This window comes from Bremerella sp. JC817 (genome assembly GCF_040718835.1).
Lineage (GTDB): Bacteria > Planctomycetota > Planctomycetia > Pirellulales > Pirellulaceae > Bremerella.
Window position 1 is genome coordinate 1102027 of record NZ_JBFEFG010000281.1, and the last position, 11488, is coordinate 1113514.

General features: G+C 51.6%; 8 protein-coding genes and 1 pseudogene. 5 read left to right on the top strand and 4 right to left on the bottom strand.

Annotation, left to right across the window (positions count from 1 at the left end):
• Window positions 1-82 precede the first annotated feature (82 nt).
• The 5 genes from AB1L30_RS27445 (at window position 83) to AB1L30_RS27465 (ending at window position 7705) form a co-directional block, all read left to right on the top strand.
• Complete coding sequence (locus AB1L30_RS27445; RefSeq protein ID WP_367017856.1) at window positions 83-1672, top strand: proton-conducting transporter membrane subunit; 1590 nt, start codon at window positions 83-85, stop codon at window positions 1670-1672.
• 92 nt (window positions 1673-1764) lie between these two features.
• Complete coding sequence (locus tag AB1L30_RS27450) at window positions 1765-4236, top strand: DUF2309 domain-containing protein (protein WP_367017858.1); 2472 nt, start codon at window positions 1765-1767, stop codon at window positions 4234-4236.
• Window positions 4237-4253: 17 nt separating this feature from the next.
• A complete protein-coding gene (gene cysD / locus AB1L30_RS27455; protein WP_367017860.1) occupies window positions 4254-5207 on the top strand; it encodes a sulfate adenylyltransferase subunit CysD in 954 nt (317 codons plus the stop codon).
• The gene (locus AB1L30_RS27460) at window positions 5207-7084 is read left to right on the top strand and encodes a GTP-binding protein (RefSeq protein ID WP_367017862.1); all 1878 of its coding nucleotides are present in this window, start codon (window positions 5207-5209) and stop codon (window positions 7082-7084) included. The genes cysD and AB1L30_RS27460 overlap by 1 nt, the downstream gene beginning before the upstream one ends.
• Window positions 7085-7264: 180 nt before the next feature.
• Window positions 7265-7705 (top strand): hypothetical protein, encoded by a 441-nt coding sequence (locus AB1L30_RS27465; protein WP_367017864.1) that lies wholly within the window; start codon window positions 7265-7267, stop codon window positions 7703-7705.
• 288 nt (window positions 7706-7993) lie between these two features.
• Here AB1L30_RS27465 and AB1L30_RS27470 read toward each other — a convergent pair whose 3' ends face one another.
• The 4 genes and pseudogenes from AB1L30_RS27470 to AB1L30_RS27485 form a co-directional block, all read right to left on the bottom strand.
• The gene (locus tag AB1L30_RS27470) at window positions 7994-8317 is read right to left on the bottom strand and encodes a hypothetical protein (protein ID WP_367017865.1); all 324 of its coding nucleotides are present in this window, start codon (window positions 8315-8317) and stop codon (window positions 7994-7996) included.
• Between the two features lie 1900 nt (window positions 8318-10217).
• Window positions 10218-10376: pseudogene (locus AB1L30_RS27475) on the bottom strand (integron integrase); the annotation flags it as partial.
• A 174-nt stretch (window positions 10377-10550) separates the two neighbouring features.
• Window positions 10551-10958: a hypothetical protein gene (locus AB1L30_RS27480; RefSeq protein WP_367017867.1), complete on the bottom strand. Its 408-nt coding sequence runs from the start codon at window positions 10956-10958 to the stop codon at window positions 10551-10553.
• Between the two features lie 129 nt (window positions 10959-11087).
• A partial coding sequence (locus AB1L30_RS27485; RefSeq protein WP_367017869.1) for a DUF1559 domain-containing protein occupies window positions 11088-11488 on the bottom strand: 401 nt, incomplete at its 5' end.

Sequence of the window (11488 nt, forward strand, 5' to 3'; positions counted from 1 at the left end):
CAATTGACGACATATTTGTCGTGCTTTAAACTTCGCACATTGCTATCACTGGTAGTTCCTGAATAAGGGAGAGAGTGTCTCGATGTCGCTTTTAGCCATGCTCATATGTGTCGCTCCGTTTTGTCTGGCGTTTGCACTCGTCATCCCTTCTGCATGGGCAAACCATCACGCCGATTTAATGCGTCGTTTGTGTCAAGCCTCGGTCGCAGGCGTCGGTGCTTTTCTGATGCTGGCTTCGCTCGGGCTCCTCTTCCAAAGCAACATTACTGGTAGTTGGTCTCTGACGGGCAGCCACGGGCCGTTGAGAATTAGCGTCTATTACGATGTTATTTCGGCACTGATGGCACTTTTGATCGGTTACATCGGCTGGATCATCTCGCGGTTTTCAGGCAGCTATCTCGATAGAGATTCGCGGGCGGGGCAATTCGACAAGTGGCTGATGGTCTGCCTTGGGGCAATTCTGGGATTAGTAGTTAGTGGCAACCTAATTCAATTGTTTGTCTTCTGGATACTGACGACCTTTGCTCTGCATCAACTCCTGATGCATAACGCGGATCGCCCCTGGGCGGTTTGGACGGCACGGAAGAAGTTTCTCATTAGCCGACTGGGGGATGTGTTTCTCGGAATCGCAATTTATCTGGTGTACCAGGTTTGGGGGACCGGCGAACTCAGTGAACTCCTCGCCAAGTTCAAAGAAGGTGCCCCAGCATTGTTCGACGACTCGCGTGTCGGAGTCATCTGCATATTGTTGGTTTTGAGTGCCCTAACCAAATCGGCTCAATTTCCCTTCCATAGCTGGTTGCCAGACACCCTAGAAACGCCAACGCCTGTGTCCGCCTTGATGCACGCTGGCATTATCAATGGAGGTGGGTTTCTCCTAATTCGACTCAGTCCTCTGGTTTCGCAATCGAGCGCTGCACTTGCACTCTGCACGATTATTGGCGGCGTGACTTGCTTACTCGGCGGCATAATCATGTCCACGCAGTCCAGCATCAAGAGAAAACTAGCCTACAGCACGATGTCGCAAATGGGCTTCATGATGATGCAGTGTGGGCTCGGCGCATTTTCGATTGCCTTAATCCACATCATTTCTCACTCGCTCTACAAGTCTCACGCTTTCCTTCGATCGGGCAGTGCCGTGACGGCCCCTGGATTAAGCCATTCTCCAATTAGCTGGCAGAAACGCCTGTTAACCACCGGTGTTGGTCTAGTCTCGGCATCGATCATCATCGTGATGGTGGCATTCCTAATGGGAGTGGATGGAACTCCTTCGATGGCTGAAATGCTGCTCGGCCTGGTCACGCTTGTTGCCCTGACCCACTTGATTTCCGAGGCGATCAGCAGCGGTTCACCCAGGCTAGCTCTGATAGGAATGACCGCATCCACGCTCATCGTGGCCATCTATTTTCTTAGTCATGCAGCACTTGATGGGTTAACGAGAGACGTCTTAGCCCACGACTCAGTCGGGACAAGCCTCAGTAGTCAGATTGTCATCGGAATCGTCGCTATCGGCTTTGTGTCTCTTGGCATTATTGAAATCGCGAAGGATCACTTGGCAAACTCGCGGATTCTACAGCTTCTCTATGTGCATGCCGTGAATGGTTTTTACTTCGATATCGCAGCGCGGCGACTTACGGCCCTACTTTGGGCTCGGTCTGCTCCCACGCCATAGGTTCCCACTTAATTCGCAAACCAAGACTCTTGGAGGTTTCCCAGATGGTCGTCGCCCTCGATTCATCAAACGTAGTCGGCAAGGAAAGATCTATGTCTGATGATCTTTTGTCATCCGAATTCAATCGTGTCATGAAGCGACTCCAGGAAACGGTTCCCCCTTCCTGGCCTCTAAAGGACTTTGTCGCAGTCAACCCCTTTCTAGGTTTCACCGGAAAGACATTCCTGGAAACAGACGCACTTCTGAAGCAAGTCTGCGATGTTGATCTACTTCCTCCGCTGAGTTATTTCCGCACACTCCATCGGGAGAGTCGACTGTCGATCGATCAAATCAGTCAAGGATACGACGAAATCAGTCGAGACCATCCTGATCTTTTAAAAGGGACGCCATTAGATGAGGTGGTAGCTTGGCTACATCAGAATGATCAGCCGCAGCCAGTTGAGCGGAGGACTGTTTGGACCATGGCCGAAGCACTGGACCAAACCGATGGCGGAGAACGGAAGAACCAAATCCTTAACGATATCACACGCTGTTTGTCGGGGTATTTCGATGATGGCGAAGCATTCTGGCCGATGCCCTGGCGAAACCAATCGCCATTCCCGGCCTGGAAGCAAATGAACTCGATCAGCCACCGGATGGACTTTCTCGGCATGCGAGGCTTTCGGGAATTTGTGCAACGCCTCCCGGACGACGCAGAAAAAGCCCTTCTGCAAATGCTTTCGATAATATCCCTCCCCAAGCATTTGTGGTTTGCTTTCTGCCTGGCACAGCTTAGCTCGGTCGCTGGATGGGCGTCTTATGTTAAGAATAATTCAAAGTCAGGAGAAAGTTGCTTGCCGGAACTTCTGGCGATTCGATTGGCATACGATGCGTTTCTCATCCAGAGTTCCGACCGCGTATCGACAATCTGTTTTCACCAAGATTTGTGGAGCGGCAAACGAACTCTCGAAGCTCTGGCGATACCGGATCCAATGGATGTCATTCGCTATGTGCTTCAGATTGCTTGCGAGACGAGTTTTCGCCATGGGCTTACGTCTCAGCTTTCGCGACCGCAGAAGAAGTCACCGACAACGGTGGAACCATTAGCACAGCTTGTCTTTTGTATCGACGTTCGATCTGAGCCTATCCGACGCCAACTGGAACTCGTCAGCGAACGAATGGAAACACTCGGCTTTGCAGGCTTTTTTGGGATGCCGCTGAAGAACATCCCCTCGCCCGGCACTGAGGGAAGTTCTCATTGCCCAGTGCTCCTGGAACCAGCTTTCCAGGTTGAATGGGAGAAGTCATCGAAAGGCGCCCCCCATGATCAGGATCGGGATTCGCAAGTCAAAGAAGAGACGTGGCAGAAAGTCTTTCATTCTTTCCGATCCAATCCGGTATCGAGCCTCACGTTTGTCGAAACGCTCGGATGGTTGTCAGCGGGGAAACTGCTGTTCGACTCGCTGGGATGGGTTCGTTCGCGGTTTGGTGCTTTCCTTGAACCCGCCGATCCACAACTTCTTTCAAGCCCAGGCAAATCTGGAGGATACCGGACTTGTTTGACCGTCGAGCAACAGGTCGACTTTTGCCAAGGGTTTCTGTCAAACCTTGGGCTGACGGAACGCTTTGCACGATTCGTGGTCGTCTGCGGTCATGCCTCGGATGTTCAGAATAGCCTCTTTCAAGCAGGACTCGACTGCGGAGCTTGTGGCGGACATTCGGGCGAACCGAACGCTCGAGTTGCTTGTGCGATGCTGAATAACCAAGAGGTGCGAAATGGTCTTTCAGAACGGGGGATCTCGGTACCGGAGTCAACTTGGTTCGTGCCTGCGGTGCATAACACCACGACAGAAAGCATTGTTTTGCCTGAAATAGGCGCGATACCAATTATCTTCCAAAAAGAGTTTCACGAACTGACCTCAGCTTGTCACGCTGCAAGTCTCAATTGTGCGGCGAGCCGATCTTCTCGATTTCCAGCCGAGGTCAATCGAGACTTGTCGCGCAAGAGTCGAAATTGGGGGGACGTCAGACCGGACTGGGGGCTAGTAGGCAATGCGGCTTTTGTCGTCGCGCCGCGATCCCGGACGCGCGACTTGGACCTGGGAGGACGAGTGTTCCTTCACAGCTATGATCCGACCAAGGATGTTTCGGGAAAGATTCTGGAGTCGATCATGACCGCACCCATGATCGTTACCAGTTGGATCAATTTGCAGTACTTTGCTTCCACCATAGATAACCGGAAATACGGCAGTGGCGATAAGCTGCTTCACAATGCGGTGGGCAAGTTTGGCGTGCTGGAAGGCAACGGTGGTGACCTGCGAACGGGACTACCCATGCAGTCCATTCATAACGGAGAAAGCTGGCAGCATCAGCCGTTGAAGCTTCTTGTTGTCATCGAATCTCCACGGGATCGGATCGAGACAATTATCGAGAAGCATCCGAATGTCCATGATCTTGTCTCACACGGTTGGATTTCGTTGGTGGTGCTTGAGCATAACCAATTCTTCCGCTGGGGATGTGATAGCTGGGACTTATACGAAGCAGAGGGCTCCAGCATGCCGGTCTATCAAGGCGTTTCGCAATAGGAATGAGGGAACATCCAATGACTATTCAAGAATCACACGTGTCCGAACAGCAGAACGAAATTGAAAGTCCGAGCTTCGCGCATCTAAGAATGCTGGAGGAAGAAAGCATCTATGTCCTGCGCGAGGTGGCCGAATCGTTTGAGAATCCAGTTCTCCTCTATTCCATTGGGAAGGACTCTAGCGTTCTGCTACACCTGGCTCGAAAGGCGTTTTATCCCGAGAAACCACCCTTTCCGCTACTTCATATTGATTCGACCTGGGAATTCCGCGAGATGATCGAGTTCCGAGAGAACTATGTCCGTCGCGAACTTGGATTGGATGTCCTCGTGGAGATTAATCAAGAAGGGGCCCAACGAGGCGTCAATCCTTTCGACTTCCCCAGCACGGTTTACACCGACGTGATGCGGACACAGCCACTGAAAAATGCTCTGACGCGCTACCGCTTCGATGCGGCCATCGGTGGAGGACGTCGCGAAGAAGAAAAGTCTCGGGCGAAGGAACGCGTGTTCTCTTTTCGGGACAAACATCATCGATGGGATCCACGCAATCAACGACCAGAGCTTTGGCGTCTGTACAACACGCATGTCCATCGTGGCGAAAGCATGCGTGTTTTCCCCCTTTCCGATTGGACCGAGGAAGAAGTCTGGCAGTACATCTGGTTGGAAAACATTCCGCTTGTTCCACTCTACTTTTCCCAGCATCGTCCTATCGTCCGTCGTGATGGCAACTTAATCATGGTCGACGACGAGCGAATGCCTCTGCTGGCAGGAGAAAACCCCGAATTGATGGAAGTAAGATTTCGGACCCTAGGCTGCTATCCGGTCACCGGTGCTATTGAGTCTAAGTCTCGCACCGTCGAGCACATTATCCAGGAATTGCAGTCGACTCGTATCTCTGAGAGAGCCGGCCGGGCGAGCGATAAGGATGAAGAAGCAGCCATGGAACGTAAGAAGCGACAAGGATATTTCTAATGATCACTCAACTACAAAAGACGAATCAAAACGCCTCCCTTCCCAACGATTCGACCGTCGGAATTCTTCGATTGCTGACGTGTGGAAGCGTTGACGATGGCAAGAGTACGTTGATTGGACGACTATTGCTGGAAACGGGCGCTGTGTATGAAGATCATCTGCAGTCTCTGCAACTGGAAACCAAACGACACGGAACAACGCAACTGCAAATAGATCCCGCGTTGCTTGTCGACGGCCTTGAGGATGAACGAGCCCAGGGCATCACGATCGATATTGCCTACCGATATCTTCGATCGCCACGCCGGAAGATCATTATCGCTGACAGTCCCGGGCACGAGCAGTACACGAGAAATATGGTCACGGCGGCATCCCGTTCCGATGTCGCTTTGATACTGGTGGATGCGAGAAAAGGGATTCTTCCGCAGACGAAAAGACATACGATTATCGCGTCGCTGCTAGGAATCAGACAATTCATCCTGGCAGTGAACAAGATGGACTTGGTCGGGTACAAGCAGAGTGTATTTGATGAGCTGTCCCATGAGTTTGTGAATTTTGCCCGTACGTTAGGCGACCTTAGCACCCACGCAATTCCGCTGTCGGGTCTGTGTGGCGACAACGTCTGTCACCGCAGCACCCATATGCCGTGGTATGGCGGAACCACACTTCTGGAAGCTTTGGAAGCGACCCCCGATACCACCTGCCGCCTGAAGGATGAACTACGATTCCCAATTCAGCGCGTCGTGCGTCCCGATTCCGATTTTCGCGGCGTCAGCGGAACGATTGTTTCGGGAACGATACGATCAGGCGATCCCATCGTCGTGCTGCCTCAGCGTCAGCGAACGAAGGTCCGGTCGCTTGTGACGATGGACGGAGAACTGAAATCGGCGTCCGCTGGGCAACCTGTAACGGTAACACTCGAGGATGAGATCGACCTTTCACGAGGAGATTGGATCGTCTCGGATGAGAAGAGTTTTCAAGTAAGTCGCGAGTTCGAAGCGACGCTCGTATGGATGTCCCAGGAATTACTTCAGCCGGGACACTGCTACATTCTACGATGTTCGACGAAGACGATCACAGCAGAAGTGACGTCTGTAAAATCCGTGATTGACATTGAGAAAGGAAGCGTAGCTCCGGGAAGCTCCCTTGCCCTGAACGAAATCGGATTATGCCATATCTCACTTCATGAAACGATTGTTCATGATCTGTTTGTAGAATCCCGAGACACCGGCGCCTTCATTCTGATCGACAGACTATCCCATGAAACGGTTGCAGCAGGAATCATTCAGCATTGCACGTCTTCAACTCCTGGTCTCGATTTATCGAAAACTGACATCACTCCGCGCGTGAGCCCCCAGCACGCAGCGCTAATCGCTCGCCGGCGAGATCGAATGCGACATGCTCCCGCGTCGCTGCTTGTTTGGGGAACAGACCAGGTTCGGAATGCGGCGATAACACGTCAACTGGAGTCCAAGCTTTTCGACGCCGCAATTCACGTCATCGTAATCGACGATCAATTCATCGACGGCGTCGCCGACCAGACTCCTACCGAATCGAGCTCCGAAAGTTACCAGAGACAGCTCAAAAAGCTACAGATATCGAGGCTCTTAAGCGATCTCGGAATCGCCAGTATCGTAGCCCTTGATGTTTTCGCATCCCAAGTAGATTCAGAGCCGCTCTGCATACTAGGTAGTAATCGAACTCTCATACTAGACGTGAATAACGAATCTGCCATGACAGATGTTAGCAAGAACTTTTCAATCGATCAGCCATTGAAAAATGAACCTGATCCTGTCACCGGAGTCGTTAATTCGGGCTCTCGAATCAATGACGCTGTCGACGTGCTCGTTACTGCTGTCGAAGCCATGGCTCGGGATTAATTTGTTTTCCTCAATATATTTTACCGTTGCAAAGTGTCCGATTAGGAGCAAGCACTAATGGTTTCATCAGGCAGAGCTTTCGACTGGATGGACAACCGGGGTACCCATCCGTGGATGCATTCTTCTTTGAGGCCTCACAAATTACTCTGGCTCTCAGACCAGCAAGAATTCGTGGACCCCATGATCAACAAGATCAATAAGATGTTCGGCGATCCTGTGGTAAGGCTACCCAGTGACACCTTCGATGATCCACAAACCCTCGCGGCGAAAGTCGTAGACACGGCAAAGACTTCCCAAATTTCGGAGGTTATCGTCCTCGGCCACTCGTACTTCCAGTCGCGTCATCAGTTGTCGGAAGCCGATGTCCAATTCTCAGACATCACCGCGACAAACACGATTACCTCAAGACTACTTAGGAAGCAACAACTGGATCAACTTGCTAAACATAGGCTGCTCGAAGTCACCGGCAATTTACTCCGCATGTGTGACACGCGAAAACATGACTTACTGGTTAGCCCATTATTTTATCGCACAGAAGACGGTGTCATGTGCTTTTTCAACGCTGCAACGAATCGATTTGAGGCAATCGAGGTTGGGCCAATGCTAAATAACAATTGTTAAAATACCCAGCTCATGTTCGATCCTCAACGTGCGTGCTGAATGTCAGTCCTACACGCGTAGCTGCGGGTGAAATGCCCCCAACACCTGGCCCACCGTTATGAGAGTTAGCCCAACGCTCAATTTTGGAGAATGTAACGTCCATTAGCTCGGCTTTGCTACATAACGTCATCGATCACGCGGTGGCCGCCGAGTGATTTTCCATTCGAATTCGGGGCGATCGGCCACTCGCGTGCATCGTCTGGTTCTGTTGCGTTTCTCAATTGACTTCGCGCGTAACGACAAGCCCCATCACATGACGTGGATGTCGTTCAGTGCGATATCCAGCCCATCATCGACGTCCAGAATCACGAATGTCGCGGTCAGGTCCGATACAAAGCCATCAATGTTCAAATCATACCAGATTTCGCCGACAGCTCCGTGCGCATTCTTTGGCCAACGATCCACGTTCTTGCGTTGTGTGACATCGGTCGGTTTTCCGATTACCGTGACACGTTGAGTCGGTTCGGCATCCCCGTACGCCTTTACGACATCGCGAATGAGGGTCGGGGTCCATTTCATTTCCGGAATGTGCTCAGTAAACGCGAACGCCGCGTCGTAATCTTCGAGCTCCATCAGTTCCGCCCATCTATCGGCAAACGCGATCAATGTTTCGGCGGTTGCGTCACGTGGTAGATGTGGCATGCGTGTACGAAACGGCTCCCTGAGCAACAGAACGATTAAGTTAACGCGGCGGGCGTATGCGAGGTCGCTTTCAAAAACCCGCGTCGCCGCCCGATCGCGTGGAACGTCTGGTTATGTGCCGTTGTTGACGTTGGATTTCGTTTCCGATCTGCGTTGCTGTGTGCAACACGCGATCACAATGAACCAAACGAAAGTTGTAACGATCAGTATACCGAAAAAAGAAGTAAACGCGACGATGCCCGGAATTCCGGCTATGCGAGACACAACAATCGCCACAAGCATGGGCGGAACCATCCACGTTGCCATGTAAACGAAGTCGAGACAGTAGAGACAGTCATGTTTTGATGGACTTTACGTCAAATGATCGCAAGAAGGTTATTGTCTTGAAGTAGCTTTGCAATTTCGTCGAAATCAGCAGCACTGCAATCGACGTGGATGCTAAAACCACCACGCGGGTGTTTTTCGGGAGATGCTTCTAACCGAAACGGGGAGTTAAGAAAAGCCGTTTCGATCGCGAGTCGTTCGTCCCGTGCATCATCGGGCATTTGATCCCAAATCAATCGCAAGTACATCGGAATCTCATTGGCTTCTTGGATCGCGATGTGGCACATAACGTAGGACGACAGTTTGATTGTCCATGTGCAAACGCCCCACGCCGTCCTCACGTGCATGTCGTGGTTATTTGGTTGCTGGCGGCGGAGAATCCGGCTCCGTTCCAGTGAGGATTATTGTAGTAACATCTCGACCGATCGTCATTTGCCAAACCGAGGTAACTTTGTTTTGGAAATCGCATACCTCAAGCTTAAGTTGCGGCTCGGTCTTTGATCGCCATCGCAGGAAGCGGCGAACCGGCCGGACCACAGGATGGCCGTCGTACGCATCGAGAAACAAAGTCGTCCGCAGGTCGTCGCGCACTTTCTCTGTTGGTTGCGGGAACTCGCTCTCGACCGGTGTTCCGTCTGCAGCAAGGTAAACGAACGGTTCGTCCAAGCCTGGGTCGTGAATGACCTGGGTCGCTTTCGCTAGATGCGCCCAGAAAAGTACAGAGCCGAGTACCTGAAGACGGTATTTCCATTGGCGTTTATAATTGAAACGCTCGCAAGCGTGAACTGGATAAAGTCGAAGCGTTCTCACATGCCCTTAGTCCAAATAACGACTAAAATCAGCCGGTCGCGACGAGCAATTCTCCATTGTCAAAACGCCCGACTTCGCGGCTCGGGTGCATTTTGTTGTTATTCAGCGTTTTCGCCATCTGGACGAATTCAATGCCTCGTCGCAGCTCGAGCACACCCAAATTGTAACGGTGTGTTCAGTAAACGAATCGGGAACCATTACTTGGTCGAGCGTAGAGTGGGGAAAATTCGCCGTCATCTCATTTACGTATTCCGGTGCATAATCGAGACACCCTCGAAACGCCGGAACCGCTACCGGTTCCAGTTCGCTTTCGTGCAGTTCACATATTCTTAACGCCTGGACGATTTCATCCGTACTCATTGTTAATTCTGGATACGATGAATTGAACGAAGCGAGCAAGTCTTGTTGCCAGTAACGAAGTCGACGCGCGCGGCTGAGATTACGATGCATCGCTCTGACAAACTTCAGGTAGGCTTCCTCTCCAGCGAAAGCCTTGAACGATGATCGGAATTTAATGGGGTCCGCCACTGGAGTTCTCAAAGCTGAATAACTTGTTTATTGGATGATCAGCGTATCACCTTGTAGGCTGCAACCTTGTCAGCCTATCGCGCGGGACGCCTATCGTTGCAAGGCTCTTGATTCTCGGTGGTTGCATCTTTTTCAAGACTTTCGCTGCGTGATTGGATGTTTCAGCTTATCACTCACCGTCACCACGAGTCAGACCGTCAGCCGGGCTGCGGACGCCACGGTCTCCCTGGTTCAAAACATAAGTATAAATCATTGGTGTCCAAACGCCACGGTGACCAAGGAGTTCCTGAACCGTGCGGATGTCGTAGCCCGCCTTGCAATGAGCGGAGCCCTCAAGCACCAGGTCTTGCTTGCACAGGACGAATCGTCCTTTGGCTTCAGAACAATGTCCCGCCCTCCTTACGCACTATCTTAGGAAACATCCATGGTACAAGCATCGCTGCTGTGGATATCTTTTACTCACCAGCGATAAGATCCAGCTGCCTGGATTGCACGAGTTTCCCTATCTTCCTTTGCGACTTGGAATGTCCAGGTCGATAACATTCGTCCCCGGCTCAACCTTCTTGACAAGCGTTGTGCTTTCGCGATTCATGTACTGAGTTTCTAGCTTCACTTTCGGCATCGGAACATCGTCGATTAAATCCGTTGGTGTGACGTAGACGCGATACTCGCCAACGGGAATCTGATCGCTTCCTCGGCCGTAAGTCAATTGGTAACTTCCGTCTTCGACGGCGCCACCAATTGCTTCGGCACTGCCGTCAGTAGGATCGAAATAGACGAAGAAGCCACCGCTTGGTTCTCCGTCAACGGTTACGGTGCCGCTTACGGTGCCAGCGTTGCCGCTCCCGCATCCAGTCAAACCTAGCAGTAACAATGCGGGAACAATCCAGGAAGGTATCACGGTTTTCATTGCAAACGTTTCCGACTGATCGAATAAGATAATCAAATGAGTATGGTGGTAGCGCAGAAGCAAAGTGCTCGTAGCGTCGCGAATTGCTCGACCCATGGATTAAGCAATTCGCATTCGCACGATAGAGAATTAATAATCGCCGACGACGACTCCGTCAGCTCGACGGCAGAGGGGATCGAAAACGGTCGAAATGTTGACCGTCTCGGCCATAAAGTTGACCGATCCATCTCCCATACAGACCTGAACACCGCCAGGGTGCAAGCTGGATACACCCTTTCCTTGATTTTGAGACGAGCCAATTGCGTAGAAGTCGCGATTAATCCCGAAGGAACTCCGGGCCAAACAGCGAGCCGCCGCATAGTCGGAGTTATAATTCTGACGGCCGTTGCCTAGAAGCTGTTTCAAAACCCTGACGTTATAAGCTTGCGCCAGGCAACGATTTGCGTTACACCTACCATCGAAAGGAGTCCTTCGATGGCTGGAAAGCGTGAGGTTCTGCTCACCGACGAGCAGTGGAAAATGGTGAAGCC